Below are 25,880 nucleotides of genomic sequence, written 5' to 3' on the forward strand. Positions count from 1 at the left end.
TCAGCCCTCCTGGCCGTCGGTAGCTTCCGGCGCGCTCGTCTCGGCGGGCGTGTCGGCTACGGTGTTGCTGTTGGCAGCCTGCTTCAGGCTGGCGGGATAGGGAGCCTCGGCATGCGCCTTGACCTTGACCGCGTCCTTGACGAACAGCCAGCCGCCCTTCGACCCAGGGACCGAACCCTTGACGAAGATGAGGCCGCGCTCGGCGTCGGTGCCGACGATCTCGAGGTTCTGCTGCGTGCGGTTGCGGTCGCCCATGTGGCCGGCCATCTTCTTGTTCTTGAAGACCTTGCCCGGATCCTGGCGCTGACCGGTCGAACCGAGCGAACGGTGCGAGACCGAGACGCCGTGCGTCGCGCGCAGACCCTTGAAGTTCCAGCGCTTCATGCCGCCGGCGAAGCCCTTACCCTGGGTACGACCCTGGATATCGACCAGCTGACCGGCGACGAAATGCTCGGCCGAGATTTCCGCACCGACGTCGAGGAGGTTGTCCTCGCTGACGCGGAATTCGGCGACGACCGCCTTGGGCTCGACTTCGGCCTTGCCGAAGTGGCCGCGCTGCGGCTTGGCGACATTCTTGGCTTTTGCGACGCCAGCACCGAGCTGAACGGCAGTGTAGCCATCACGATCTTGTTCGCGACGGGCAATGACCTGGAGGCCTTCGAGCTGCAGGACGGTGACCGGCACGTGGCGGCCATCATCCTGGAACAGGCGGGTCATACCCATTTTCTTCGCGATCACGCCAGTGCGCATGATCCATTACTCCATTACAGAGGCACGCCCGGGACCATTCCCGTACGTGCGTGCGGCGCCTCGCTAAAGGCGCCATCCAACCCGATTGTAGCTACGTCGCCCCGTCCCGGGCTGGTCGCCCCCGTTGCCGGGAACATGACGGGAGACGCTGGCCCGGCAACCGAAGCGGCCGGCGGTATCTCGTGTCTGTCAGGTACTCCGCCGTGGCGAAGGGCCCGAACCGCTGCTCCGCCTGGGCGGAAAACAGCAAACCCGCGGGACTCACGTCGACCGCGGGATGCGGGCCATTACGCCAACCTGTTGACTGCGTCAACAGGGACCCCGGCCTTCGCGGGGGCTAAAGGCGCGCTGGCCTGAATCAGGCCAGCTTGATCTCGACGTCAACGCCTGCGGCGAGGTCGAGCTTCATCAGCGCGTCGACGGTCTGCGGGGTGGGCTGCACGATGTCGAGCATGCGCTTGTAGGTGCGGACCTCGAACTGCTCGCGCGACTTCTTGTCGATGTGCGGACCGCGGTTGACGGTGAACTTCTCGATGCGGGTCGGAAGCGGAATCGGACCGCGGATGAGCGCGCCGGTGCGGCGCGCGGTGTCGGCGATGTCGCCGGTCGCCTGGTCGAGCACACGATGATCGAACGCCTTGAGGCGAATGCGGATATTGCTGTCCATGATCCCTACCGATGCGAAGGAGCACGACCCCGGCCGTCTCCACCGCCGGTAGGCGGAGGACTCGTGCCGCTGGTGCTGGACCGGCGGGATGAGATCGGCTGCCCGTTATGACGGATGCAGCACGACGACGAGAAAGAGCCGTAACTCAGTAAAACTTGGAGGAGCGCCCTTAAAGGAGCCCTCATTAAATAGCAACGGCCCGACTCTCCTTTTTTGGAGAGCCGGGCCGCTGTTTTCGATCGGACCGGCGCCGGGGCGCCGGACCGGATCTTACTTGGCGATTTCGCTCACCACGCCCGCGCCGACGGTACGACCGCCCTCACGGATGGTGAAGCGCTGGCCGACGTCCATGGCGATCGGCGCGATCAGCTTGATGCCGAGCGAGATGTTGTCGCCGGGCATGACCATCTCGGTGCCCTCGGGCAGCTCGACGGTGCCGGTCACGTCCGTCGTGCGGAAGTAGAACTGCGGACGATAGTTGGCGAAGAACGGCGTGTGACGGCCACCCTCTTCCTTCGACAGCACGTACACTTCCGACTGGAAGTCGGTGTGCGGCTTGATCGAGCCGGGCTTGCAGAGCACCTGGCCACGCTCGACTTCGTCGCGCGCAACGCCACGGATCAGCGCACCGACGTTATCGCCGGCCTGGCCCTGGTCGAGCAGCTTGCGGAACATCTCGACGCCGGTGACGGTGGTCTTGCGGACGGTCGGGTGGATACCGACGATCTCGACTTCCTCACCGACCTTGACGATGCCCGTCTCGACGCGGCCCGTGACGACCGTGCCGCGACCCGAGATCGAGAACACGTCCTCGATCGGCATCATGAACGGCTTGTCGAGCGGACGCTCCGGCTGCGGGATATATTCGTCGACCTGCTTCATCAGCTCGAGCACGGCGTCCTTGCCGAACGTGTCGTTCGAACCCGACAGCGCGCAGGTCGCCGAACCCTTGATGATGGGGATATCGTCGCCCGGGAATTCGTACGAGCTGAGCAGCTCGCGGATTTCCAGCTCGACCAGCTCGAGGATTTCCTCGTCGTCGACCAGATCGACCTTGTTCATGAACACGACCATCGCCGGCACGCCGACCTGACGGGCGAGCAGGATGTGCTCGCGGGTTTGCGGCATCGGGCCGTCGGTAGCCGACACGACCAGGATCGCGCCGTCCATCTGCGCGGCGCCGGTGATCATGTTCTTCACATAATCGGCGTGGCCCGGGCAATCGACGTGTGCATAGTGGCGGTTGGTCGTCTCATACTCGACGTGCGCGGTCGAGATGGTGATGCCGCGCTCACGCTCTTCCGGAGCCTTGTCGATGTTCGCGAAGTCGACCGCGGTGCCGCCGGTCGTCTCTGCCAGCACCTTGGTGATCGCGGCGGTCAGCGACGTCTTGCCATGGTCGACGTGGCCGATGGTACCGATGTTGAGATGCGGCTTGTTCCGCTCGAATTTTGCCTTAGCCATTTTCCTACCTTCTGATTCGAATTCGGTGCCGCCGGGGCCACGCGAACGCGGCCCTTTAGCGGTAGATGATTGGTAACGCCAGCCCCTGCCCGCAGCCTAAGCCCGGCTCTCGCCGGCGTTAAGCGCCAGTGGGAGACCCTTTCGGCATCTCGGGGTCAAGTCACCTTGACCCCGTGTGCCTTAGGCCATCTTCGCCTTGATCTCGTCGGCGACGTTGGTCGGAACCTCGTCGTAGTGCGAGAACTGCATGCTGTACTGCGCGCGGCCCTGGGTGAACGAGCGGAGCTGGTTCACGTAGCCGAACATGTTGGCCAGCGGCACCATCGCCTCGACCGTCTGGGCGTTGCCGCGGCTGTCGGTGCCCTGGATCTGGCCACGACGGCTGTTCATGTCGCCGATGACGTCGCCGAGATAATCCTCGGGGGTGACGACCTCGACCTTCATGATCGGCTCGAGCAGTTTGATGCCGGCCTTCTGGGCCGCTTCGCGCATCGCGCCACGCGCGCAGATTTCGAACGCCAGCGCCGACGAATCGACGTCATGGTAGGCGCCGTCATACAGATGCACCTCGAAGTCGATGATCGGGAAGCCGATCAGCGAACCCGTCTCGGCAGTCTCGCGCATGCCCTTCTCGACGGAGGGGATATACTCCTTCGGGATGTTGCCGCCCTTGACCTCGTCGAAGAACTGGAAGCCCGAGCCACGCTCGCCGGGGACGACCGTCAGCTTGACGCGACCGAACTGACCCGAACCACCCGACTGCTTCTTGTGGGTGTAGTCGATGTCGACCTTCTTCGCGAGATATTCGCGATAGGCCACCTGCGGCGCGCCGACGTTGGCCTCGACCTTGAACTCGCGCTTCATGCGGTCGACGAGGATCTCGAGGTGGAGCTCGCCCATCCCCTTGATGATCGTCTGGCCCGATTCGGCGTCCGACGAGACGCGGAACGAGGGGTCCTCGCGGGCGAGACGATTGAGCGCGACGCCCATCTTCTCCTGGTCGGCCTTGGTCTTCGGCTCCACCGACAGCTCGATCACGGGCTCGGGGAATTCCATCCGCTCGAGGATGATCGGGGCGTTGATCGCGCAGAGCGTGTCACCGGTCGTGGTATCCTTGAGACCCGCCAGCGCGACGATGTCGCCGGCATAGGCCACCTGGATGTCCTCGCGGTCGTTCGCATGCATCAGCAGCATGCGGCCGACCTTTTCCTTCTTGTCCTTGACCGAGTTGGTCACCTGCGACGCCGCCTCGAGCTTGCCCGAATAGATGCGCGCGAAGGTGAGCGTGCCGACGAAGGGATCGTTCATGATCTTGAATGCCAGCGCCGAGAACGGCGCGGTGTCGTCCGAGGGACGCTCGTCCGGCGTCTCGCCGTCGAGCTTGACGCCCTTGATCGCCGGCACGTCGAGCGGCGACGGCAGATAGTCGACGACCGCGTCGAGCAGGGGCTGCACGCCCTTGTTCTTGAACGCCGAGCCGCAGACGACCGGCACGAATGCCATGCCGAGCGTACCCTTGCGGATCAGCTTCTTGAGGTCGGCGACCGACGGCTCGTTGCCCTCGAGATACGCCTCCATGAGGTCATCGTCCTGCTCGACGGCCATCTCGATCAGCTCGCTGCGATACTTGGCGGCCTTGTCGGCCATGTCTGCAGGGATGTCCTGATATTCGAACTTGGCGCCCAGGCTCTCCTCGAGCCAGACGATCGCGCGATTCTCGACCAGGTCAACGAGGCCCTTGAAGCCACCCTCGATGCCGATCGGCAGATAGAGCACGGCCGGACGCGCGCCGAGGCGCTCGATGATCGAATCGACGCAGAAGTAGAAATCGGCACCGGTGCGGTCGAGCTTGTTGACGAAGCACATGCGCGGCACGCCGTATTTGTCGGCCTGGCGCCACACGGTCTCGGACTGCGGCTCGACGCCGGCGACGCCGTCGAAGCAGGCGACCGCACCGTCGAGCACGCGCAGCGAACGCTCGACTTCGATGGTGAAGTCGACGTGGCCGGGGGTGTCGATGATGTTGATGCGGTGCTCGGGGCCCTTGCCCTCTTCAGCCGACCAGAAGCACGTCGTTGCGGCGGACGTGATCGTGATCCCGCGCTCCTGCTCCTGCTCCATCCAGTCCATCGTCGCGGTGCCTTCGTGCACTTCGCCGATCTTGTAGGACTTGCCGGTGTAATAGAGGATGCGCTCGGTCGTGGTCGTCTTGCCGGCGTCGATGTGCGCCATGATGCCGATGTTGCGGTAGCGGTCGAGCGGATGGCTGCGGGCCATGATCGTGGTCCTTCGGACTTGAGTGGTAGTAGGCAGGCCGGCTGTCTAGCCGATCAGCATTTTGGCAAGCGCGGCGCCGGCCCCCACGAGCGCGGCGCCTGCCACCAGACCCTGGGCGAGAAGCAGCCAGGGCGAAATCATTCTATCCCGCTCCAGCTTCAAGCGCTCCGCCAGAAGTTTGTATTCTTCGGCGGTGCGCTTGCCGGCTTCCGCCATCAGCTTTCGCGTTTCGGCTTCGAGCTTCGCAGAATCGCGATTAAGGCGGCGGATGTCGTCGTCCGATGTATCGGGTATCGTCGCCATCCGCCGCCTCCTCGCCGCCTATATAATCACCTACCAGCGATAATGCGAGAAGGCGCGGTTGGCTTCGGCCATGCGGTGCGTGTCTTCGCGCTTCTTCACCGCGTTGCCGCGGTTGTTGGCGGCATCCATCAGCTCGCCCGACAGGCGTGCCGACATGGTGTTCTCGCTGCGCGCACGGGCGGCAGTGATCAGCCAGCGGATCGCCAGCGCCTGGGCGCGCTCCGGACGGACCTCGACGGGGACCTGGTAGGTCGCACCACCGACGCGGCGCGAGCGCACTTCGATGCCCGGCTTGATGTTGTTGAGCGCGTCGTGGAACACGCCGATCGGCTCGCGCTTGGCGCGGCTTTCGACGGTTTCGAGCGCACCGTAGACGATCAGTTCGGCGACGGACTTCTTGCCGTCGAGCATGACCGAATTCATGAACTTGGAGAGAACCTCATCCCCGAACTTGGGATCAGGCAGGATGACCCGCTTTTCGGGACGACGACGACGTGCCATTTCAAAAACCTTTCTAACTTCAGCCTGATGGTCGAGCCCCGAGCGACGGGGCCAACCGGCTTACTTCGGACGCTTGGCGCCGTACTTGGAGCGGGACTGACGGCGATCCTTGACGCCCTGCGTATCGAGCACGCCGCGCAGGACGTGGTAGCGGACGCCGGGAAGATCGCGCACACGGCCGCCGCGGATCAGGACCACAGAGTGCTCCTGAAGGTTGTGGCCTTCGCCCGGAATGTAGCTGATGACTTCGCGGCTGTTGGTCAGGCGGACCTTGGCCACCTTGCGCAGCGCCGAGTTCGGCTTCTTCGGGGTCGTCGTGTAGACGCGGGTGCAGACGCCGCGCTTCTGCGGGTTCTGCTCCATCGCAGGGACCTTCGACTTGGCCTTCTGCGGGTCGCGGCCCTTGCGGACCAGCTGGTTGATCGTCGGCATGAAGCCTTCACCTCGTATGTGGGTTACTTTGCTGGAGCCTTCACAGCACTTCGGAATACAAAAAGGGACGGATGGCGGCGCATGCACCACCCCGGCCCCACAACTTTGCATCCAGCAATGTTCAAGCATGTCCGCCGGATCGCTCCGACAGACGGGGCGGGCCTATACGCAGAGTCGGGGCGCGGGTCAACGGGGCGCCCCTTCCGCACCCGCGCCGGCTAGCGCCGGGCGAGCGTGGCGAGCAGCACCTTCTCGAATCGCGCGGGATCCTCGACCTGCGGCGAATGGCCGAGCCCGTCGAGCGGGATCAGCGTCGCGTTGGGCATCTGCGTCACCGCCTTGCGGGCGACGACCGGGATCGCCTCGAGGAACTGGCGCAAATTGGACGGCGTCTGCGCCCGTCCGAAAGCGGTGCGATCGAGCGTGCCGATGAGCAGCGTCGTCGGCGGCTTCAGGCGATACAATTCGTGCGCGACCGGCTGCGTCTTGATCATCTCGCTGGTCTTGGCCTGGGCGAGCGCCACGGCGTCACGCCCTGCCCCCTGGTACATGCCCGCGAGCATCCATACCCAGCGGTCGTAGGCGGGCTTCCAGGTGCCGTGATAGTAATTCTGCTGCTGATAGGCCTTGATCGAGGCATAGCTCGCCTTGCGCTCGCCCGCCCACAAAGTGTCGACGTCGACGTACGGCAGCCCCTCCTCCGACCGGTCCTTGAGGCCGAGCGGATTGATCAGCACCAGCCGCTCGACCGCGTCGGGATAGAGGATCGCGAAGCGCATCGCGAGCATGCCGCCGAAGGAATGGCCGACGATGGCAGCGCGGGGGATGCCCCGCGCCTCCATCAGACGGCGGGTGAACGAGGCCAGCATCTCGAAGCTATATTGCGCGGCGCGCGGCTTGGCGGATTTGCAGAAGCCGATCTGGTCGGGGACGAGGACGCGATAGCCGGCGTTGGCGAGCGCCCGCGCGCTGCTTTCCCACGTCGCGCCGCAGAAGTTCTTGCCGTGGAGCAGCACCACGCTGCGGCCGTTCGGGCGTGCCGGCGCGATGTCCATGAAGGCCATCGTCGCGGGCTGGCCGACGACGTCGAAGGTCATCGTCTGCACCGGCCAGGGATAGGTGAAGCGTTCGAGATTGGCCCCCAGCTCGGGCGCCGCGACCGGATCGGCGGCGATGCCGACCGCGGGCAGGCATGCCAGCGCCAGTGCCGCACCCGCCGCCATGATCTTCGCCAACCGTCGTCTCCCGTGACCGTTCGTTACCGTCCCATAATGAGATGACGGCCGGCCGTCACCCATGCGATGACGATCGCGCAGGATCGTCTTGCCCTTTTTTCCGCAAGGCGGTAGAGGGCGCGGCGCTGCAGGAGTGTAGCTCAGTTGGTAGAGCATCGGTCTCCAAAACCGAGGGCCCACGGTTCGAGTCCGTGCACTCCTGCCAGTCCCGCCCGCGATGCGCCGGCCGGACCTTGACCCATCGCAATGAATTTTTTGTCATATTGGCGGTGACGCCGACAATCGTCCTGCTATAAAGCGACCATGGACGAGGCCACACGATTTACGCTTGTTTATGCCATTATCGGCGTGTTGCTGCTGATCGGCGTACCGGCGCTGATCGTATATTTGCGCAAGCGCAAGCGTGAGAAGCTGCGGCGGCGCGGAATCAAGACCTACGGTCATTGACCGGCGCTGCGGGCGCCTCGGCGTCCCGCATCCCGGCGGACTTGCCTTTACCGGCCCGTGCGGCTATCTGCGCAGGCCATCCGACAGCTGAGGACGGGCCACGCCGGTTCCCCACATGAGGGAAGCGGCAGCGGCCTTATGCCTTCAGCGACACGGATTTTTCGTGATTCCAGCGGGTTTTGAGAAAAAACAGTGGCGAAGACGACCCCCATCGAATTCATCCGTCAGGTGCAGGCCGAGACCAAGAAGGTCGTCTGGCCGACCCGGCGCGAGACGGTCATGACGGGCATCATGGTGGTCATCATGACCACGATCCTCGCGCTGTTCTTCCTGGGCGTCGACACGTTCTTCAACGCGGTCGTCCAGGCGCTGCTCAAGCTCGCGAAGTAAGGGTTTTCCAATGGCGCGCTGGTACATCATTCACGCCTATTCGGGCTTCGAGGGCAAGGTCCGCGACGCGATCATGGCCGAGGCGACCCGGCTCGGCCTCGATCAGCTCGTCGAGCAGATCGAGGTGCCGACCGAGACGGTGACCGAGGCCCGCCGCGGCAAGAAGATCGCGGTCGAACGCAAGTTCATGCCCGGCTACGTGCTCGCCAAGCTCAACATGAACGACGACGTCTACCACCTCGTCAAGAACACGCCCAAGGTGACCGGCTTCCTCGGCAGCATGGGCAAGCCGCAGGCGATCAGCGAGGCCGAGGCCGCGCGCATGCTCAACAGCAAGGAAGAGGCCGCCGCGGCGCCGAAGACCAAGGTCAAGGTCGATTACGAGATCGGCGACGCGGTCAAGGTGCTCGAAGGTCCGTTCGCGAGCTTCAACGGCATCGTCGAGGAACTCGATTTCGACAAGTCGAAGGTCAAGGTGTCGGTGTCGATCTTCGGCCGCGCCACCCCGGTCGAGCTGGACTTCGAACAGGTCGAACGCTCGAAGTAATCGCGGATCGCCGCAGAGACACGAAGGGCCGGAGCGGCGACGCTTCGGCCCTTGTTGTGTCCGCGCCAAAGGGCAGAGCGACAAACAAATTCCTCCCCCGCCAGGGGGAGGAATTTGATTGCAGATCGATCCCCCTAAGCCGCCGCGCAGGCATATGTGCTCGCGGATGCCCCCGCGACGGTGCGCAGATCGGCGATCAGTGCGTCGACGCGTGCCGGATCGGCATCCCAGGCGAACATGAAGCGGGCGCCGCCGCCGATGAACGTATAGAAACGCCAGCCCCGCGCGCGCAGCCCGTCGAGCACCGCTTCGGGCGCGGTGAGGAAGACGGCATTGGCGTCGACCGGGAACATCGGCACGATATCGGGCAGGTCGGCGACGGCGGCGGCGACCCTCCGGGCGCAGGCGTTGCCGTGTTCGGCGTTGCTCAGCCACGCGCCGCTTTCCAGCAGCCCGACCCAGGGCGCGGACAGGAAGCGCATCTTCGAGGCGAGCTGCCCCGCCTGTTTGCAGCGATAGTCGAAATCCTGCGCCAGCGCGGGATCGAAGAACAGCACCGCCTCGCCGACCGCCATGCCGTTCTTGGTGCCGCCGAAACACAATACGTCGACGCCGGCGCGCCACGTGATGTCCGCCGGGCTGCACCCCAAGGTCGCGCAGGCATGCGCGAACCGCGCGCCGTCCATGTGCAGACGCAGCCCGAGTTCGCGGCAGACCGCCGACAGCGCCGCGACCTCGTCGATCGTATAGACCTGCCCCGTCTCGGTCGGCTGGGTGATCGTCACGACGCGCGGCTTGGGGAAGTGGATGTCGGCGCGCCCCGTCGCGAGCTTGCGGATCGCCTGCGGATCGAGCTTGCCGCTGTCGGTCGGCGCGACGAGCAGCTTGGAGCCGTTCGAGAAGAATTCGGGCGCGCCGCATTCGTCGGTCTCGACATGCGCCTGCGCCGAGCAGATCACGCTGTGATAGGATTGGCAGAGCGAGGCGAGCGCGAGCGAATTGGCGGCGGTGCCGTTGAACGCGAAGAACACCTCGCACTCGGTCTCGAACAGGTCGCGGAAGGCGTCGGAGGCGCGCTGCGTCCAGTCGTCGTCGCCATATGCGCTGGCGGAGCCGCGATTCGCCAGGTCCATGGCCTGCCACGCTTCGGGGCAGATCCCGGCATAATTGTCGCTGGCGAATTGCTGGGCGTCGGTCACGTCGCTGTCCTTCTTCCGGTTCGATGCACCAGAGACGAAGCGACGTGTGGCGTGATCCCGTTGGTTGCCGGTCCGGCCACATCCCTCCATCTGCATGGAGGCACCACCTTGCTCGGGAGCAGGTTGGTGTCGGGCGTCGTCCCGACTCTTGATGCTGTCGCGCCCTTAGCGACAGCAGCGTATACGATCAAGAGGGTGACGAAGCGTTTCCCGACGCGGGACGGCACGGCGTGCGGCTTGCCGCCGTCACGACATCTGCCTAAGCCTGCGTAATACCAATTGGATACCGGAGGCACAGGATGACGCGACGCAGGGGTGGGATCGGCCGATATGCCGCCTTGGCCGCCACGCTGGCGGGGCTCGCCACCGCGGCGGGCGCGGCCGAGCCGGCGACGCTGCCGGCGATCTTCCCCGCGCCCGCGTCGATCGCGCTCGGCAGCGGCACGGTGACGTTGGGCGATTCGGTGGTGCTGGTGGTCGCGCCGGGGACGCTGGGCGAGACGGTCGCGCTGATCCGCGGCATCCTCACCGCCGCCGGCGTCACCACGATCGCTACCGCCCGCGCCGTGCCGGCGGCGCTCGACCGGACCTATGTCGTCCTCGGCACCGGCGACGCCGGCGTGATCCGCGCCGCGCTCGCGCGCAGCGGCACGACGCTCGACGGCTATGCCGAGGGCTATACGATCGCCAGCCTCGCGATCGGCAGGGGCAGTCTGATCACGCTTGCCGGTCATGACGCCGACGGCCTGTTCCACGCGGCGCAGACCTTCCGCCAGCTCGCCCGACGGCCCAGCGTACCGACCTTGGTGATCCAGGATCATCCGGCGATGCCGATCCGCGGCACGATCGAGGGCTTCTACGGCGCGCCGTGGACGATGGCGGATCGCACCAAGCACCTCGCCTTCCTCGCCAGCGTCAAGGCGAACACCTATGTCTACAGCCCCAAGGACGATCCGTTCGCACGCGCGCGCTGGCGCGAGCCCTACCCCGCCGCGACGCTGAGCGCGCTCGGCACGCTGGCGGCGACGGCGCGGCGCAATCACGTCGACTTCGTCTATGCGATCTCGCCGGGGCCGAGCGTCTGCTTCTCCGACCCCGCCGACGCGCAGGCGCTGGAGCGCAAGTTCGACGCGTTGCGCGCGATCGGCATCGACAGCTTCTACGTCGCGCTCGACGACATCGAATATACCAAGTGGAATTGTGCGCGCGACACCGCCGCCTTCGGCCCGTCCGGCGCGCAGGCGGCAGGCGTCGCGCAGGCGCAATTGCTCAACATCGTGCAGAAGGACCTGACCGCCAAGGATTCCAAGGCGCGGCCGCTGATCATGGTGCCGACCGAATATTACGATGCGAAGGAAACGCCGTACAAGGCGGCGCTACGCCAGCACCTCGACCCGCGCATCGTCGTGCAATGGACCGGCACCGACGTGGTGCCGCCCGCCATTTCGATCCCCGACGCCAAGGCGGCGACCAAGGCGTTCGGCCGCAAGACGCTGCTGTGGGACAATTACCCGGTCAACGATTACGCCCAGACCACCGGGCGGCTGCTGCTCGCGCCCTATGACCGGCGCGAGGCGGGGCTATCGGGCGAGCTGACCGGCATCCTGTCCAACCCGATGAACCAGGAAGCGCCGAGCCGCGTCGCGGTGACCGGCGTCGCCGCCTTCGCGTGGAACGACCGGGATTACGACCCGACGCTGACCTGGCATGCCGCGGCGCGCGACCTCGCCGGCGGCGACGAGCAGGCGACCGCGGCGCTGCTGCTGTTCTTCGACACGCAGCATATGGCGCCGACGTTCGGCAGTCAGCCGTGGCAGCCGCAGGCGCCGCAGCTCAAGGCGCTGCTCGACGGCGTGCGCGAGACGCTGGCCGAGGGCGACGCGGCGGCACGGCAGGCGGCGATCGCCGACCTGGCGCAGCGCGCCGATGCGCTGGCGGGTGCGTCGGACATCATCCGTTCGGGCACGGTCGATCCCGCCTTCGCCGCGCAGGCGCGGCCGTGGCTCGATGCGCTGCAACGCTGGGGCCGCGCGCTGCAGCTGACCGCGGCGGGGCTCGATGCGGCGAATCGCGGCAGCGGCGCGGCAACGCGCTATTTCGCCGATGCCAAGCGGCTGGCAGCCGAAGCGGCGGCGATCCCGTCGATCCCCGGCGCGACCCGGTTCGATGGCCCGATCAAGATCGCCGATGGCGTGCTCGACCGGTTCGTCGCCGAGGCGCCTGGGCTGATCGCGACGCCGCCGACACACGCCGCCGCCGACTGACCTGTTCGCCGCCCCGGATCGTGTTATCGTTGCGGTCCGGGAGCGAACATGGAGGCGGATTTGGCTTTTCTATGGTCCCTGCTGCTCGCGGCGCCGGCCGTCCCGGCGGTGCCGGCGCGATTCGTCGCCTTGCCCGCGGGCGAGCGGTTGCAACGGCTCGACGACTTCCGCGATTCGCTGCCCGCGGCGGAGCGGCGGCGGCTCGACCGGGCATTGCCGCGCTCGGCTGGGGGCGGGATTGCGCGCTGCGACAATATCGAACGCAGTCGCGCGTCTTGCGAGTCGGCGGCCTATCTGCCGGCATTGCGCGTGACCGGACTGCTGCCGCGCTTCCTCGCGACGCTGCGCACGCCGGGCGATCGGGCGACCGGGCGCTAGCGCAGCAGCGTCTTGCGGAAGTCCGCCAGGGTGCACAGGCCGGCGACGCCGCGCGTCGTGCAGCCGGGGATCGGCAGTATCGCGACATAAGGTGCGGTGAGCGGCGCGGCGCTGCGGATCTGGGCGAGCGTCTGCGATCGGTAGAGCGCGCGGACGTAGCGGCCGCCGCTGGCGTCGCGCAGCCGTTCGAGGACGATCGCGCCGCCCGGCGACGGATCGTCGGCGGCAAGGCCGGGGACGCGCCAGTGCAGGTCGAGCAACCCGCCGAGGCTGGCGATATTGGTGTCGTGGCCCGAGATCATCGTCACCGCCGCGCCATCGTCGCCGGCGAGCGAATCGGCGATCAGCGGCGCGAGCAGCGCGAGATTGGCGCGGGCGACGTAGCGCGGGCGGGCGAGCAGGCGGAATTCGCTGCTGTGCAGCGCCGACAGGCGGCCGATGTCGGCGGGCGTCGCGCGACCCCAACCGACTTCGGGCATCGGTTTGCCGTCGGCATATTCGAGCAGCAGCACCTGCGCCGCGGTCGAGGCGCGGTCGAGCGCGCCGGTGAGCTTGGGGCGCTTGCCGGGCCGGGCGGGGGCGAGGCCGGTCGGCGTGGCGGCGATGCCGCAACCGGGCGTGGGCTTGCCGCAGAGGATGACGTCGAGCCGCGTCAACAACGGGGCGAGGCGGCGTTCCTCGGCAGCGATGCCGTCGGGACCGGCGGCGGCGAGCACCGCGGCGCGCGCCTGCTCCGCATCGAACGGCGCCGCGCCTGCGTCGATCGGCGAGAACAAGGGATCGGCGACGTCCTGCGGCTTGTGCTCGGGGGCGACCGGACAGCCGGGGGCGAGACCGGCGGCGTAGGTGCGCGCGGTTTCGATCGTCCGCTGGTCGCTGTCGGCGACGATGCGGATGCGCGCGCAGCCCCGGCGCGGGAGCAGACCGGCGGCGGTCCAGCGCGCGCGGTCGTAGGTCGCAACGCGGGCCAGCGCGGCGCGGCCGTGCGGGGTGAGATAGCCGGGAGCGACGGGCCATTGCGGCCATGCGCCGCGCGCGCTGCCCTCGGGCAGTGGCGGCGACTTGGTCGGCGGGCGGACGCCGTGGCGCATCAGCAGCACGACGCGGTCGAGCGTGAGGCCCGCCGGAGGGGCGGGTTCGCTCGCCGCGGCCGGCGCGGCGGTACCGGCGATCAGCGCGGCGATGAGCAGGCGTTTCATGTCTTGTCCCCTCCTGAGGCAGCGAACGCTACCCGTCGGGTGCCGCACCTGTCGCAGCACCGTCCACCGCCGCCTAGAAATGGAGCTGGGCGCCCCAACGGAAGCTGTAGCCGTAGCGTTCGCGCTCGATCAATTGCGGCTTCGATCCGATATAGCGGCGCCAGGCCGCGTCGGTGAGGTTGAGCGCCTGACCGAAGAAGGTGAGCTGCGGCGTTACCTCATAGCTGAGGTTGACGTCGAGCTGGCCGTTGCTGTCGGTATATTGGTCGGTCGCGGCGCTGGTGCCGATCGTGTCGAGATAGGGCGAACGATAGGAATAAGCGGCGCGGATCGCGACGCCGTATTTCTCGTAGAAGATTTGCGCGGTGCCGACGTCGCGCGACTGGAGGAACAGCGGCAGGTCGCCGGTGCGCGGCGGCTGGCCGGGAACGGTGCCGCTGCCATGACCGGTGATATGCGCGTAATTGACCGCGAAGCCGAAGCCGTCGAGCGCGCCGGGCAGGAAGGTGAAGCGGACCTGCGCGTTCGCCTCGATCCCCTGCACCTCCGCCTTGTCGAGGTTGAGCGGCTGGACGACGCTGACGCCGGTCAGCGCCTGGCCGGCATAGGTCCCCGTCTGGCCGATCCGCGTGCCCGTGTAGATCGGATCGTCGATATGTTTGTAGAAATAGCCGACCGACAAAAGCCCCTGCCCCGGCAGATAATATTCGACCGCGCCGTCGAGATTGACCGCCTTGTACGGCTTGAGATCGGGGTTGCCGAGCGTGACCGTCGTCGGCGAGGTGGTCGTGTCGACCGCGACATAGGGCGACAGGTCGGGGTAGTTCGGGCGGCCGATCGCGGTGGTCGCGGCACCGCGGACGATCAGGCCGTCGGTCACCTCCCATTTCGCGTTGAGGCCCGGGAAGACGTCGGTGTAGCTCTTGCGGCCGAAGGCGTTGTAATCGGCGTCGAGCGCCGAGGCGGCGGTGATCAGCTTGCCCTTGGTCCGGTCGCGGGTGTTCTCGACGCGGACGCCGGGCACCAACGTCAGCGTGCCGAGGTGGAGCGTCGCCATCGCATAGCCCGCCGCGATGCTCTCGCGCACGTCATAGTCGTTGGCGAGGCTGTTGGTGCGGCTCGATGCGACGTTGACCGCGATCGTGCCGGGATTGGCGGCGAGGAACGCCTGCGCCCGATCGTAGCCGATGCGCACCGGAAAGGGATAGGCGCCATCGTAGAAGCTGGTGTCGCCGAGATAGGAAACGTTGGCGAGCGTGAAGCTGCGGCCGGTCGTGAGACCGTAATTGAGCACGTCGCGCGCATTGGTCTTGTGGCGATCGAGATATTTAGCGCCGACCTTGATGCTGCTGTCGCTGCCGAGGCCTAGTGGCACGGTGACGTCGGCCCGCCCCTGCCACAAGGTCTCCACCGCATTGCGCGTCTCGTAATTGACGCTGTTGAAGCCATAGGCGCTCTGGTTGGCGTTGGGCTGCACCGTCGGCGTGAAGACATACGGCGTGTCGGAGACGTCGTAATTGACGGTCAGCGCAGTACCACCGGTGCGGAAATTATATTCCGAGCGCAGCGGATCGCGCTTCTGCGCGCGGGTCCAGCCGCCGGCGAGATCGAGCGTCGCATCGCCGCCGAGCGCGAGGCTGCCGCCGCCCTGCACCGACTTGGTGTTGTCCGTCTCCTGCCGGCGGCGGACGCGAACGCTGCCGCGGCCGCGGAAGGTGCCGGTGGTCGCGGTCTGATTGGCGAAGGCGGACTGGTTATCGATGATGAACTGGTCGCGCGTCTCATTGTCGTCGAAGCGCGACAGCGTGCCGCGCAGGAACAGCTTGACCGCGTCGCTCGGCCGCCAGTCGAGATTGAGGACGACGCCCTTGCGGGTCCGCGTCAGATTGTAATCGCGCAGGCCGAGCTGGTCGGGCAGAACGTAGCTCTGGTTCGCGCCGGTAGACGATGCCGGCACTCGCCAGCTCGTCGAACCCTGGAAATTCTCCGATTCGATCGGCCGCTTCGAATAATTGACCGAGAGCACCGCGCCGAACTGGCCATCGTGGCCGAACAGGCCGCCGACCTGCGCGTCGCCCTCCCACGGATGGCCGCCGTTGATGTGATAGGCGCCATATTGGATGCGCGCGTCGGCGAAGAGCGGCTTGTTGCGGTCGAACGCGGTCAGCGTGCGGATGTTGACCTCGCCGCCGATCGCATTGGCGTCCTGATCCGCGGTCAGCGACTTGGTGACGACGATCGAGTTGATCAGCGCCGAGGGGATGTCGTCGAGCTTGACCTGACGGCCATCGGGCTCGGGCGCCGGCAACGTCAGGCCGTTGAGCACCACGTTGACGAGATTGGGGTTGATGCCGCGGATGATGACATAGCGGCCCTCGCCCTGGTCGTTGGCGACCGACAGGCCGGGCAGGCGGCGCACCGCCTCGGCGACATTCTGGTCGGGCAGTTTGCCGACATCGTTGGCGTAGAGCGCCTCGACGAAATTGTCGGCGCGGCGCTTGGTCTCGATCGCCTTCTTCTCGCCCTGCGCGGTGCCGACGACGACGATATCGGCGTCGGTCTGCACGTCGGCCTGCGCAGCCTCCTGCGCGGTCGCGGTGTCGTGCGCCGCATCGCTGCTCTGCGCCGCCGCGGGCACCGCGAACAGGCCGAGCGCGGAAACGCCCGCCATCAGTGCAACATTCTTCATCACCACGTCCCCCTCGCGCTCCCGGGGAGCGTCCAAGCGGGCGGGCTAGGCAGGCCGAATGACAGAATGGCGGCATTGGCGTAACCGTTCTGTTACGTTGCCCGTCTGCAACAGGACGTGGAGCAGCGACAATCCGCGTCGAAGATCAAACAGATACGCTCGGATTCATGCCGCGCGATCCGGCGTGGCGGCGCGCAGCGTCAGGATGGCGACCGCGCCCCTGCCCCGGCCCTCGCTCTCCAGGCGCAGCGTGCCGCCCATCGCGGTCATCGAATTGGCGCACCAGTGCAGGCCGAGGCCACCGGATTTGTGCGCGCGGGTCGAAAAGCCGCGCTGGAACACGGTCGTGCCGGTGGCCGCGTCGAAGCCTTCGCCGTCGTCGCGGATATGGACGGTGACGACGTCGCCCGACTGGTGGATCGACACGCCGATGCTGCCGCTGTCGCTGCCGGTGGCGGCGACCGCCTCGGCGGCGTTGCCGAGCAGGTTGCCGATCACCTGGCTGAGGATGACGCGATTGGCGCGGACGTAATGCGGCCCGGCGGGAAAGCTGAACGCGATCGAGGCGGCATCGGCATAACGCGCGATCGCGGCGTTGCGCGCGACGATGTCGCTGAGGTCGCAGCTTTCGAGATGCGGGCGGTCGTGCGCCTGCTGCTGCTGCTGGCCGATGATCTCCAGCACGTGCGCCATCGCCTCGCGACCGACGCGCAGCTCGCCGCGCATCGTCTCGCGCCCGGCGACCTCGGCGGCGAAGGCGGCGGTGACGAAGGCGGCGAGCCGCGCGCGACGATCGGGCGGGAGGGTATCGAGCGCGAGTTCGGCGAGCGCGCGCTCGACGGTGGCGCGATCGATCGGCGGCGGCTGGGCGATGCCCTGGGTCAGGATGGTGCTGATCGGGGTGAGCGCGTTGCGGACGTTGTGCATCACCGCGACCGCGCTTTCGCTGCGGCCGAGCGCGAAGCTCTGCACCTCGATCTGCTCGCGCAGGTCCTTGAGCTGCGACAGCATCGCGTTGAGGCTGCGGCCGAGCGAGCCGAATTCGTCGCGGCGGCCGTCGCCCTCGAACAAAGCGATCGATCCCGAGGCGCGAACGCGCTGCATGTGACGCTCGACGCGCTGCAGCGGCGCCAGCACCAGCCGCGCGATCACCCGGCGCAGCACGACGAGCACGATCAGCAGCAGCAAGGTCGATCCGGCGGCGGCGAACAGCAGCATGCGCCGGCCGAGCGAGGTGGCGTCGCGGGTGACGTCGAAGCGCGCGGTGGCGATCGCGCGACCGTCGGGCGTGCGGATCGGCACCGCGATCGTCATCCGGCCGTGCGCCGAGGCGACGCGCCCGCCGGCGTCCGCGGCCGGACCGATCCGCGCGTCGAGCCGCAGCAGGTCGGAGAGCTGGCGCGACGTCAGTTCGCGCGCCATCAGCACATAGCCGTGCGGATCGCCGCTGCCGTCGGAACGGCGCACCCGCGCGACGCCGATCGCCGCGATGGCGGGGCCGACGCGCGCGTAGAAATGCGCCGACATACTGTTGCCGAGGATGCGGGCGAGATCGGTGCGGGTGGCGACCTGCGCCAGCGCCGCCTGCATCGCGCGGCGGGTGGGCGCCGGGGACGCATCGCGCCAGCGCGCGACCCGGACGCCGCCGTCGGCAGCGACATAGGCGATGCCCTGGACGCCGAGATCGCGCAGCGCGAGCCGCGAGACGCCGTTGCGCTCGAACGCCGCCGCGGCCGGCGACGCCGGGGGCGGTGTCGTCATATAGTCATAGCCCTGCGTCCAATTGCCGTAATCGCGCACGGCGGTCTCGACCTTGGCGGCATAGTCGGAAAGTGCGGCGCGGGTGCGGTCGACATGTCCCTGCACCGCCTTCGCCTCCAGCGCATCGAAGCTGGGCGTGATGATGCCGGCGAGCAGCACGGTGATGCCAAGTGCGCCGGCGACGCCGACCAATGTGAGGATCAGCACCAATTTGGCGCCAAGCGACATCGCCCGGCCGGATCGCGCGCGCAGGGATCGCGTGGCGAGCCCGGGCGCGCGCATCAGCTGCCGGTTCCGGTATCCGCCCGGTCGCCCAGCGCGCCGCTTATCACCCGCCGCTCGGCGAGCGCGATCGCGAGATCGGCGGGCACCGGCGGCGAGAAGAAGAAGCCCTGCAGATGGCTGGTGCCGGCGAGGCGCAGCGCCTGTACCTGCGCGGGGGTCTCGACACCCTCGGCGATCACCTCCAGCCCGAGCGCGCGGCCGAGGTGGATGATCGAATGGACGATCGCCGCACTCTCGCGCTCGCGGCCCATGCCGTCGATGAAGCTGCGATCGATCTTGAGGCTGTCGAGCGCGAATTTGCGGATGTTGTAGAGCGAGGAATAGCCGGTGCCGAAATCGTCGAGCGCGATGCGGAAACCCATCTGGCGCAGGCGATAGAGCGTCTCGGCGGCGCGCTCGGCATCGTCGAAGATCGCGGTTTCGGTGATCTCGATCTGCACGCGGCCCGGCAGCACGCCGGCACGCTGGACGCTCTCCATGACGTGGCCGACGAAATTGTGGCGGCGGAACTGGCGCGGCGAGAAATTGACCGAGACATATTGGCCGGGGAAGCGCTGCACCGTCTTCAGCGCCTCGTCGAGGATCCAGTCGCCGAGGTCGTGGATGACGTTCGATTCCTCGGCGATCGGGATGAAGATCGCCGGGCTGATCGGGCCATATTCCTCGGTATTCCAGCGCACCAGCGCCTCGAAGCCGATCACCTCCAGATCGCTGCGGCCGACGATCGGCTGATAGACGAGGCTGAGCTCGCCGCGCTCGATCGCGGCGGCGAGGCCCTGTTCGACGCGGCGGCGGAAGCGGATGCCCTCGTCCATGCTCTCGTCGAACAGGCGGGTGATGCTGCGGCCGGCGCGCTTGGCGTCGTTGAGCGCGAGGTCGGCGCGGCGCAGCGCGTCGATCGGGTCGCAGCCGCTGCCCTCGACGACGACGACGCCGGCGGAGGCGCCGCTCTGCACCGAATTGCCGAACACCTGATGCGTGCCCGCGCAGGCGGCGACGATGCGGTCGCACGCCATCACCGCGGCCTCCTCGCCGGCGGCATCGAACAGCACGCCGAATTCGTCGCCGCCGAGCCGCGCGACCACCGCCGCCTCGGGCGCATGCGCCTGAAGGATGGCGTAGACGTCGCGGATCAGCGCGTCGCCGGCAAGATGGCCGAGCGTGTCGTTGACGATCTTGAACCGGTCGAGATCGAACATCGCGGTCGCGAACAGGCCCGGGCGACGGGCGCGATCGCCGAGCGCGCGCAGGAAGGCGAGCCGGTTGGGGGCATCGGTGAGCGAATCGTGCGTCGCCATGTGGAGCGCGCGGCTCTCGTTGGCGGCGAGTTCGGCCGCCTGTTCCTCGAGCTGGACGATCTGCTGCGCGAGCTGCGTCCGCGCGGCGGCGAGTTCGCGGTCCACCTCCCACCGGCGCGCCAGCGCGGTCGCGGTCTGGATGATCTCGGCGACCTCGAAGGGTTTGGCGATGTAGAAGATCTTGTCGGCGGGACCGGCGACCTTGCTGATCTCGATCGGCGAGAAATCGGAGAAACCGGTGACGATGCACAGGTTGATCTCGGGATCGATCGCGCGGATGCGCCGCGCGGTCTCGCGCCCGTCGATGCCGGGGGGCATGCGGATGTCGATGAAGGCGACGGTATAAGGCGCGCCGGCCGCCTGCGCCGCCTCGACCGCGGCGACCGCCTCATGCCCCTGGTGGCAGAAGGTGAGTTCGAACGGCTCGGGCTCGTCCGGATCGCGCGCGGCATCGGCGCCGAACAGATCCGCCGCCATCACGCCGAGCGCATCCTCGTCCGCGCCGCGCCGGCGGGCGAAGCTGCGCACGTAGCTGTCGTGCATCGCCGGTTCGTCGTCGACGACGAGCAGGCGCTTGCGCGGCAGGCGTTCGGGTGCGGCGGCAGTCATCGACACGAACTTCCCTCTCCTCGTTGGCGGAGAGGTAAGCAAATACGGTTAAAGGGCCGTGAACGACTTTAACTGATCTTCGAGCGCCTGGCCGCCGAGCACGATCGCGCCGAGCGGCCCCGCATTGCCGCCGAGCGCCGGCGGGACGACGAACGCGGGCTCTGAAATCTCGGGCAAGGCGATATATCCGGCGAGGCTCTTGACCATCGCGGCACGGATACGCGGGAAGAGATGGTCGTTGCCGACCATCACGCCGCCGCCCATCACGATCCGCCGCGGCACGCCGGTGAGCACCAGCGTGTGGCAGAGCTGTGCAAGGACATGGCCGACCGGCTCCCAGACCGGATCGTCGGCGGCGATGTCCTCGCCCTTCTTGCCGGCGCGCGCACCGATCGCGGGACCGGCGGCGAGCCCCTCGAGGCAGCCGCCGTGGAACGGGCAGATGCCGATCCAGTCGTCGCCGGCCAGCCGGTCGGGACGGACATGCCCCAATTCGCTATGGGTGAGGCCGTCCACCGGCACGCCGCCGGCGATCAGGCCGACGCCGATGCCGGTGCCGACCGTCACGTAAGCGACATCGCGGAGCCCCTCGGCGGCGCCCCAGCGCGCCTCCGCCAGCGCCGCGCCGACGACATCGGTATGGAAACCGGTCGGCACCTCGTAGCGCGCGGCGAGCCGCTTGGCGACGTCGGTCCCCGCCCAATGCGGCTTGGGGGTCGAGGTGACATGGCCGTAATCGGCGGCGTGCCGGTCGATCGAGATCGGGCCGAAGCTGGCGATGCCGAGCGCATCGAACTTGCCCCAGCCGTCGAGGACATGCTCGATCGCCGCCAGCGTTTCTTCGGGCCGCGTGGTCGGCAATTGCACGCGATCCTCGATCGCATCGGGCCCGCGCGCCAGCAGGCAGACGATCTTGGTCCCACCCAATTCGATACCGGCTACCAGAGGGGGGACGCTAACCACGATCGTTTCTCCTTAGGGCGCGGGCGTTAGCCGACAACAGCAGGTTAGGCGAGGGCCAGCGCAAGCGACGCAAGCAACCGCCCGATCAGACCGCCGGCCATCGCCGCCTGTATGCGACTTGCCCGCCAGCGCCCGGACGATAGCCCGACCAGCCGGTCGCGCACGAACGGCAGGACGCGGCTGTCGGATTGGTAGACCGGAGTAACGCGGTGGCCATCGCGCACCGGTAGCAGTACCGCGGCGAGCCCCGCCGGCCCGCAACCGGCGACCGCGATGTCCCGGGGCGCGGCTATTCCACCGTCACCGATTTGGCGAGGTTGCGGGGCTGGTCGACGTCCGTCCCCTTCGCCACCGCGACATGATAGGCGAGCAGCTGCACCGGCACCGCATAGACGAGCGGCGCGATCAGCGGATGGACTTTCGGCATCGTGATCGTCGCGACGCAATTCTCGCCTGCCGCCTGGATACCGTCGTAATCGCTGATGAGGACGACCTTGCCGCCGCGCGCCTGCACCTCCTGCATGTTGCTCACCGTCTTGTCGAACAGCGGGCCGGAGGGGGCGATGACGATCACCGGCACGTTCTCGTCGATCAGTGCGATCGGGCCGTGCTTCATCTCGCCGGCGGCATAGCCTTCGGCGTGGATGTAGCTGATCTCCTTGAGCTTGAGCGCCCCTTCCAGCGCCAGCGGATAATCGGTGCCGCGGCCGAGATAGAGGACGTCGCGTGCGCTCGCGATCACGCCGGCCATCGCCTGGATAGCCTCGTCATAGGCGAGCGCGCCATTCAGGGCGGCGGGCGCCTCGGCGAGGTGGCGGACGATGTCGCGCTCCTCGCCCGGCTTGAGCTTGCCCTTGGCGCGGGCGAGATTGGCGGCGAGCGCGGCGAGCACCGCAAGCTGGCAGGTGAACGCCTTGGTGCTGGCGACGCCGATCTCCGGACCGGCATGCGTCGGCAGCAAAAGGTCGGCCTCGCGCGCCATGCTGCTGGTCGGCACGTTGACAACGACCGCGATCGTCTGCGCTTCGGAACGCGCGTGGCGCAGCGCGGCGAGCGTGTCGGCGGTCTCGCCCGACTGGCTGATGAACAGCGCGAGCCCGCCCGGCTCCATCACGGGCGCGCGGTAGCGGAATTCGGACGCGACATCGAGGTCGACGGGGACGCGGGCGAATTGCTCGAACCAATATTTGGCGACCATGCCGGCGTAGAAACTGGTGCCGCAGGCGACGATGGTGACGCGCTTGATGCTCGACAGGTCGAATTCGGGGATCGGCAGCGTGACGCGCTCCTCCATCCGCTGGAGGTACGAGCGCAACGTCTGGGCGACGACGATCGGCTGCTCGTAAATCTCTTTCAGCATGTAATGGCGGTGATTGCCCTTGCTGATCAGCTCGCCGGTGACGCCGGAGATGGTGATCGCACGCTCGACCGGATGGTTCTCACGATCGTAGACCTGCGCGCCCTCCGCGGTGCAGACGACCCAATCGCCCTCGTCGAGATAGGCGATGCGCTGGGTCAGCGGCGCCAGCGCCAGCGCGTCGGAGCCGAGATAGGTCTCGCCGTCGCCATGGCCGACGACGAGCGGCGAGCCGAGCCGCGCGCCGATCAGCAATTCGGGATGCTTGCGGAACAGGATGGCGAGCGCGAAGGCGCCGTGCAGGCGCGGCAGCACCTCGCGCACCGCACCGACGGGATCGATCCCCGCCTCGACCTTCTCGCTGATGAGGTGCGCGACGACCTCGGTATCCGTCTCGCTGGTGAAGACGCGGCCGCGGGCGATCAGTTCGTCGCGCAGCGGCTTGAAATTCTCGATGATGCCGTTGTGGACCACCGCGACCTCCTCGGTCGCATGCGGATGCGCGTTGTTGGTGGTCGGACCGCCATGCGTCGCCCAGCGCGTGTGCGCGATGCCGGTGGTGCCGGGCAGCGGATGCGCGGCAAGCTCGCGCGCGAGGTTGACGAGCTTGCCCGAGGCACGCCGGCGCTCGATCGCGCCGTCATGATCGGTGGCGATGCCGGCTGAATCGTAGCCGCGATATTCGAGGCGCTTGAGCCCGTCGAGCAGGCGATCCGCGACGTCTTCCGCGCCGACGATTCCAACGATTCCACACATGATCGGGGTCTGCCTTCAGAGGAGGTAGGGAACACGGATGCCCGGCATGGTCGCCGGGAAATCCTTGATGTTTCGAGTAACGAGGATGCGGCCGTGTTCCTGCGCCGAGGCGAGGATGACCGCGTCGGCAAGCTTCAGTCGCCGCCGTTCCCGGCGGAGCGCGGCCGCGCGCTGTGCGATAACGAGGTCGAGTTCGTCGATCTCAAAGCGGTTGAGGAAGCGATGCACCACCGGCAGCTGATCTTCCTCGACCTTCGACAGCACCTCGATCCACGTCACGCGGCTGATGTGCAGATAGGTCGCGGAAGCGATCTCGGCATGCGCCGGCTCGTGCCCGTTCAATGCGTCGATCAGAATATTGCTGTCGAACGAGCGCGCGATCACAAACGACCGTTTTTCATATCCAGATAAATCTGGCGCTGACGATCGTCCTCCGCATCGAACAGGTCCGGAAATTCGGCTTTCACGTCCTCGTAATCGTCATCCCACGGGCGGGTCCAGGACGCCCGCTCGCGGCGCTGCCATTCGACCGCATCGCCGATGTCGGTCCGGTCCTTCCACAGGCCGAAGGCATCGTCGAGCCAGCTCGTATCTTTCGACGGCGGCGTTTCGGCACGATAGCTGGCGACCGCCTCGCGCAGCAGCGAGGCGCGCGACTTGCCCTGCTCGGCGGCACGCGCATCGAGCCATTTGACGTCGTCGTCGGGCAGATCGGCAAGGATGCGAGTCATGCCCCGATGATATCACACGCCGATATCACTGGCCAGCCTTGCGCGCCGCCATCCGCTCGCGGAAGCGCGTCGCCCAGCCTTGCTTCGCCACCTGCGGCGGACGGACCAGCGCCAGCGCGCCGGCCTCCACGTCCTGCGTCAGCACCGATCCCGCCGCGACGATCGCGCCGTCGCCGACCGACACCGGCGCGACCAGCGCCGAGTTGGAGCCGATGAACGCGCCGGCGCCGATCTGTGTCTTGTATTTGAAGAAGCCGTCGTAATTGCAGGTGATCGTGCCCGCGCCGATGTTCGCCGCCGCGCCGATCTCGGCATCGCCGATATAGGAGAGATGGTTGACCTTGGCGCCCTCGCCGAGCACCGCCTTCTTGATCTCGACGAAATTGCCGACCTTCGATTTGACGCCCAGCGTCGCGCCGGGACGCAGCCGGGCATAGGGTCCCACCTCCGCCTTCGCGCCGATCGTCGCGCCCTCGATATGGCTGAAGGCGTGGATGACGACGCCGTCGGCGATCGTGACGCCGGGGCCGAAGACGACATTGGGCTCGATCACCACGTCGCGACCGACGACGGTGTCGTGGCTGAACCACACCGTCTCGGGCGCGATCAGCGTCGCGCCGTCGGCCATCGCCTGCGCCCGCCGCGCCGCCTGCCAACCCGCCTCGACCGCCGCCAGCTCGCCGCGGCTGTTGATGCCGGCGACCTCGTCCTCACCCGTCTCGATACACACCGCGCGGCCGCCGCCGGCGATCGCCAGCGTCACCACGTCGGGGAGGTAATATTCGCCCGCCGCATTGTCGTTGCCGACGGCTTCGAGCAGCCGCCACAGGTCGCGCGTGCGCACCGCCGTGACGCCCGAATTGCACAATTCGACGGCGCGCTCGGCGGGGCTGGCGTCCTTATATTCCACCATCTTGCGGATCGTGCCGTCGCTCGCCGCGATGATCCGGCCATAAGCGCGCGCATCGGCGGGGCGGAAGCCGAGCACCGCGACGATCGGCGCGTCGGGCGCCTCGAGCCGCGCCGCGAGCCGCGCGACGGTGTCGCTGCCGAGCAGCGGCGTGTCGCCGAAGCAGACGATCGCGATGCCGTCGAAATCGGCCAGCGCCGCCTTCGCCTGCAACGCGGCATGCGCGGTGCCGAGCTGCTCGCGCTGCCACGCGATCTCCACCCCGGTCGACGCCACCGCCGATTCGACCTGCTCGCCCGAGGCGCCGACCACGACGACGCGGCGCGTCGCGCCGGCGCGATTGAGGCTGTCGATCAGGTGGAGCAGCATCGGCCGCCCGGCGATGGGATGCAGCACCTTGTGCAAATCGGACTTCATCCGCGTGCCCTTGCCCGCGGCGAGGATGATGACGGCGAGAGATGTGGTCAT

24 protein-coding genes, 1 tRNA gene and 1 riboswitch are annotated in these 25,880 nt (G+C 67.5%); of the genes, 6 read left to right on the forward strand and 19 right to left on the reverse strand.

Annotation, left to right across the window (positions count from 1 at the left end):
- From rplC to ACLBWH_RS10590, 8 genes are all read right to left on the reverse strand, one after another.
- Positions 1-750 (reverse strand): 50S ribosomal protein L3, encoded by a 750-nt coding sequence (gene rplC, locus ACLBWH_RS10555; RefSeq protein WP_322850151.1) that lies wholly within the window; start codon positions 748-750, stop codon positions 1-3.
- Between the two features lie 358 nt (positions 751-1,108).
- Complete coding sequence (rpsJ, locus tag ACLBWH_RS10560) at positions 1,109-1,417, reverse strand: 30S ribosomal protein S10 (protein ID WP_007406109.1); 309 nt, start codon at positions 1,415-1,417, stop codon at positions 1,109-1,111.
- 270 nt (positions 1,418-1,687) lie between these two features.
- Positions 1,688-2,881 carry an elongation factor Tu gene (tuf, locus tag ACLBWH_RS10565; RefSeq protein WP_262828828.1) on the reverse strand — a complete coding sequence of 398 codons (1,194 nt, stop codon included), beginning with the start codon at positions 2,879-2,881 and terminating at the stop codon, positions 1,688-1,690.
- 180 nt (positions 2,882-3,061) lie between these two features.
- Complete coding sequence (fusA, locus tag ACLBWH_RS10570; RefSeq protein WP_322850152.1) at positions 3,062-5,158, reverse strand: elongation factor G; 2,097 nt, start codon at positions 5,156-5,158, stop codon at positions 3,062-3,064.
- Positions 5,159-5,203: 45 nt separating this feature from the next.
- Positions 5,204-5,461, reverse strand: a complete 258-nt coding sequence (locus ACLBWH_RS10575) for a hypothetical protein (RefSeq protein ID WP_322850153.1) — start codon at positions 5,459-5,461, stop codon at positions 5,204-5,206.
- Positions 5,462-5,491: 30 nt separating this feature from the next.
- Positions 5,492-5,962: a 30S ribosomal protein S7 gene (gene rpsG, locus ACLBWH_RS10580; RefSeq protein WP_322850154.1), complete on the reverse strand. Its 471-nt coding sequence runs from the start codon at positions 5,960-5,962 to the stop codon at positions 5,492-5,494.
- 60 nt (positions 5,963-6,022) lie between these two features.
- Positions 6,023-6,394 (reverse strand): 30S ribosomal protein S12, encoded by a 372-nt coding sequence (gene rpsL, locus ACLBWH_RS10585; RefSeq protein ID WP_010185487.1) that lies wholly within the window; start codon positions 6,392-6,394, stop codon positions 6,023-6,025.
- 218 nt (positions 6,395-6,612) lie between these two features.
- Complete coding sequence (locus tag ACLBWH_RS10590; protein WP_447798666.1) at positions 6,613-7,629, reverse strand: alpha/beta fold hydrolase; 1,017 nt, start codon at positions 7,627-7,629, stop codon at positions 6,613-6,615.
- A 129-nt stretch (positions 7,630-7,758) separates the two neighbouring features.
- On the opposite strand from ACLBWH_RS10590, the gene ACLBWH_RS10595 reads away from it, so the two are divergent.
- The 4 genes from ACLBWH_RS10595 (at position 7,759) to nusG (ending at position 9,013) form a co-directional block, all read left to right on the forward strand.
- A tRNA-Trp gene (locus ACLBWH_RS10595) sits at positions 7,759-7,834 on the forward strand.
- Positions 7,835-7,932: 98 nt separating this feature from the next.
- The gene (locus ACLBWH_RS10600) at positions 7,933-8,076 is read left to right on the forward strand and encodes an LPXTG cell wall anchor domain-containing protein (protein ID WP_322850156.1); all 144 of its coding nucleotides are present in this window, start codon (positions 7,933-7,935) and stop codon (positions 8,074-8,076) included.
- Positions 8,077-8,268: 192 nt separating this feature from the next.
- The gene (secE, locus tag ACLBWH_RS10605; RefSeq protein WP_322850157.1) at positions 8,269-8,466 is read left to right on the forward strand and encodes a preprotein translocase subunit SecE; all 198 of its coding nucleotides are present in this window, start codon (positions 8,269-8,271) and stop codon (positions 8,464-8,466) included.
- Positions 8,467-8,476: 10 nt separating this feature from the next.
- Positions 8,477-9,013 carry a transcription termination/antitermination protein NusG gene (nusG, locus tag ACLBWH_RS10610; protein ID WP_322850158.1) on the forward strand — a complete coding sequence of 179 codons (537 nt, stop codon included), beginning with the start codon at positions 8,477-8,479 and terminating at the stop codon, positions 9,011-9,013.
- A 134-nt stretch (positions 9,014-9,147) separates the two neighbouring features.
- On the opposite strand, the gene ACLBWH_RS10615 is transcribed toward nusG, so the two are convergent.
- Entirely contained in the window at positions 9,148-10,212 is a 1,065-nt protein-coding gene (locus ACLBWH_RS10615) for a threonine aldolase family protein (protein ID WP_447798669.1), read from the reverse strand.
- 50 nt (positions 10,213-10,262) lie between these two features.
- Positions 10,263-10,372, reverse strand: a riboswitch (SAM-I-IV-variant riboswitch).
- Between the two features lie 139 nt (positions 10,373-10,511).
- Here ACLBWH_RS10615 and ACLBWH_RS10620 point away from each other — a divergent pair.
- Together ACLBWH_RS10620 and ACLBWH_RS10625 are read left to right on the forward strand one after the other, a co-directional pair.
- Positions 10,512-12,476 (forward strand): beta-N-acetylhexosaminidase family protein, encoded by a 1,965-nt coding sequence (locus tag ACLBWH_RS10620; protein WP_447798671.1) that lies wholly within the window; start codon positions 10,512-10,514, stop codon positions 12,474-12,476.
- A gap of 60 nt (positions 12,477-12,536) precedes the next feature.
- On the forward strand, positions 12,537-12,854 hold the full coding sequence (locus ACLBWH_RS10625; RefSeq protein WP_447798673.1) for a hypothetical protein: 318 nt from the start codon (positions 12,537-12,539) through the stop codon (positions 12,852-12,854).
- Here the strand turns inward: ACLBWH_RS10625 and ACLBWH_RS10630 are convergent.
- From ACLBWH_RS10630 to glmU, 10 genes are all read right to left on the reverse strand, one after another.
- Positions 12,851-14,053, reverse strand: a complete 1,203-nt coding sequence (locus ACLBWH_RS10630; RefSeq protein WP_447798675.1) for a histidine-type phosphatase — start codon at positions 14,051-14,053, stop codon at positions 12,851-12,853. The two genes, ACLBWH_RS10625 and ACLBWH_RS10630, sit on opposite strands and share 4 nt — an antisense overlap.
- A 73-nt stretch (positions 14,054-14,126) precedes the next feature.
- Positions 14,127-16,742 (reverse strand): TonB-dependent receptor, encoded by a 2,616-nt coding sequence (locus ACLBWH_RS10635; RefSeq protein WP_447798677.1) that lies wholly within the window; start codon positions 16,740-16,742, stop codon positions 14,127-14,129.
- Positions 16,743-16,907: 165 nt separating this feature from the next.
- Entirely contained in the window at positions 16,908-18,731 is a 1,824-nt protein-coding gene (locus tag ACLBWH_RS10640; protein WP_447798679.1) for an ATP-binding protein, read from the reverse strand.
- A 53-nt stretch (positions 18,732-18,784) separates the two neighbouring features.
- Positions 18,785-20,695, reverse strand: coding sequence for a putative bifunctional diguanylate cyclase/phosphodiesterase (locus tag ACLBWH_RS10645; RefSeq protein ID WP_447798825.1), 1,911 nt, complete (start codon positions 20,693-20,695; stop codon positions 18,785-18,787).
- 48 nt (positions 20,696-20,743) lie between these two features.
- Positions 20,744-21,658, reverse strand: coding sequence for an ROK family protein (locus ACLBWH_RS10650; RefSeq protein WP_447798681.1), 915 nt, complete (start codon positions 21,656-21,658; stop codon positions 20,744-20,746).
- Positions 21,659-21,702: 44 nt separating this feature from the next.
- Entirely contained in the window at positions 21,703-21,882 is a 180-nt protein-coding gene (locus tag ACLBWH_RS10655; protein WP_447798683.1) for a hypothetical protein, read from the reverse strand.
- 65 nt (positions 21,883-21,947) lie between these two features.
- Complete coding sequence (gene glmS / locus ACLBWH_RS10660; protein WP_447798685.1) at positions 21,948-23,771, reverse strand: glutamine--fructose-6-phosphate transaminase (isomerizing); 1,824 nt, start codon at positions 23,769-23,771, stop codon at positions 21,948-21,950.
- A 15-nt stretch (positions 23,772-23,786) separates the two neighbouring features.
- On the reverse strand, positions 23,787-24,155 hold the full coding sequence (locus ACLBWH_RS10665) for a PIN domain-containing protein (protein ID WP_322850168.1): 369 nt from the start codon (positions 24,153-24,155) through the stop codon (positions 23,787-23,789).
- The gene (locus ACLBWH_RS10670; RefSeq protein ID WP_322850169.1) at positions 24,152-24,502 is read right to left on the reverse strand and encodes a ribbon-helix-helix protein, CopG family; all 351 of its coding nucleotides are present in this window, start codon (positions 24,500-24,502) and stop codon (positions 24,152-24,154) included. The genes ACLBWH_RS10665 and ACLBWH_RS10670 overlap by 4 nt, the downstream gene beginning before the upstream one ends.
- 25 nt (positions 24,503-24,527) lie before the next feature.
- Entirely contained in the window at positions 24,528-25,880 is a 1,353-nt protein-coding gene (glmU, locus tag ACLBWH_RS10675; RefSeq protein WP_447798687.1) for a bifunctional UDP-N-acetylglucosamine diphosphorylase/glucosamine-1-phosphate N-acetyltransferase GlmU, read from the reverse strand.

Source organism: Sphingomonas sp. M6A6_1c (assembly GCF_053345135.1).

Excerpts from the sequence above, each read along its gene's own strand:
- tuf (WP_262828828.1), bottom strand. The coding sequence starts at position 2,881 with ATGGCTAAGGCAAAATTCGAGCGGAACAAGCCGCATCTCAACATCGGT.
- ACLBWH_RS10635 (WP_447798677.1), bottom strand. The coding sequence starts at position 16,742 with ATGAAGAATGTTGCACTGATGGCGGGCGTTTCCGCGCTCGGCCTGTTC.
- ACLBWH_RS10670 (WP_322850169.1), bottom strand. The coding sequence starts at position 24,502 with ATGACTCGCATCCTTGCCGATCTGCCCGACGACGACGTCAAATGGCTC.
- ACLBWH_RS10600 (WP_322850156.1), top strand. The coding sequence starts at position 7,933 with ATGGACGAGGCCACACGATTTACGCTTGTTTATGCCATTATCGGCGTG.
- nusG (WP_322850158.1), top strand. The coding sequence starts at position 8,477 with ATGGCGCGCTGGTACATCATTCACGCCTATTCGGGCTTCGAGGGCAAG.
- fusA (WP_322850152.1), bottom strand. The coding sequence starts at position 5,158 with ATGGCCCGCAGCCATCCGCTCGACCGCTACCGCAACATCGGCATCATG.
- glmS (WP_447798685.1), bottom strand. The coding sequence starts at position 23,771 with ATGTGTGGAATCGTTGGAATCGTCGGCGCGGAAGACGTCGCGGATCGC.
- rpsG (WP_322850154.1), bottom strand. The coding sequence starts at position 5,962 with ATGGCACGTCGTCGTCGTCCCGAAAAGCGGGTCATCCTGCCTGATCCC.
- ACLBWH_RS10645 (WP_447798825.1), bottom strand. The coding sequence starts at position 20,695 with ATGACTGCCGCCGCACCCGAACGCCTGCCGCGCAAGCGCCTGCTCGTC.
- ACLBWH_RS10620 (WP_447798671.1), top strand. The coding sequence starts at position 10,512 with ATGACGCGACGCAGGGGTGGGATCGGCCGATATGCCGCCTTGGCCGCC.
- ACLBWH_RS10640 (WP_447798679.1), bottom strand. The coding sequence starts at position 18,731 with ATGTCGCTTGGCGCCAAATTGGTGCTGATCCTCACATTGGTCGGCGTC.
- glmU (WP_447798687.1), bottom strand. The coding sequence starts at position 25,880 with ATGACCACATCTCTCGCCGTCATCATCCTCGCCGCGGGCAAGGGCACG.
- ACLBWH_RS10575 (WP_322850153.1), bottom strand. The coding sequence starts at position 5,461 with ATGGCGACGATACCCGATACATCGGACGACGACATCCGCCGCCTTAAT.
- rpsL (WP_010185487.1), bottom strand. The coding sequence starts at position 6,394 with ATGCCGACGATCAACCAGCTGGTCCGCAAGGGCCGCGACCCGCAGAAG.
- ACLBWH_RS10630 (WP_447798675.1), bottom strand. The coding sequence starts at position 14,053 with ATGAAACGCCTGCTCATCGCCGCGCTGATCGCCGGTACCGCCGCGCCG.
- rplC (WP_322850151.1), bottom strand. The coding sequence starts at position 750 with ATGCGCACTGGCGTGATCGCGAAGAAAATGGGTATGACCCGCCTGTTC.
- rpsJ (WP_007406109.1), bottom strand. The coding sequence starts at position 1,417 with ATGGACAGCAATATCCGCATTCGCCTCAAGGCGTTCGATCATCGTGTG.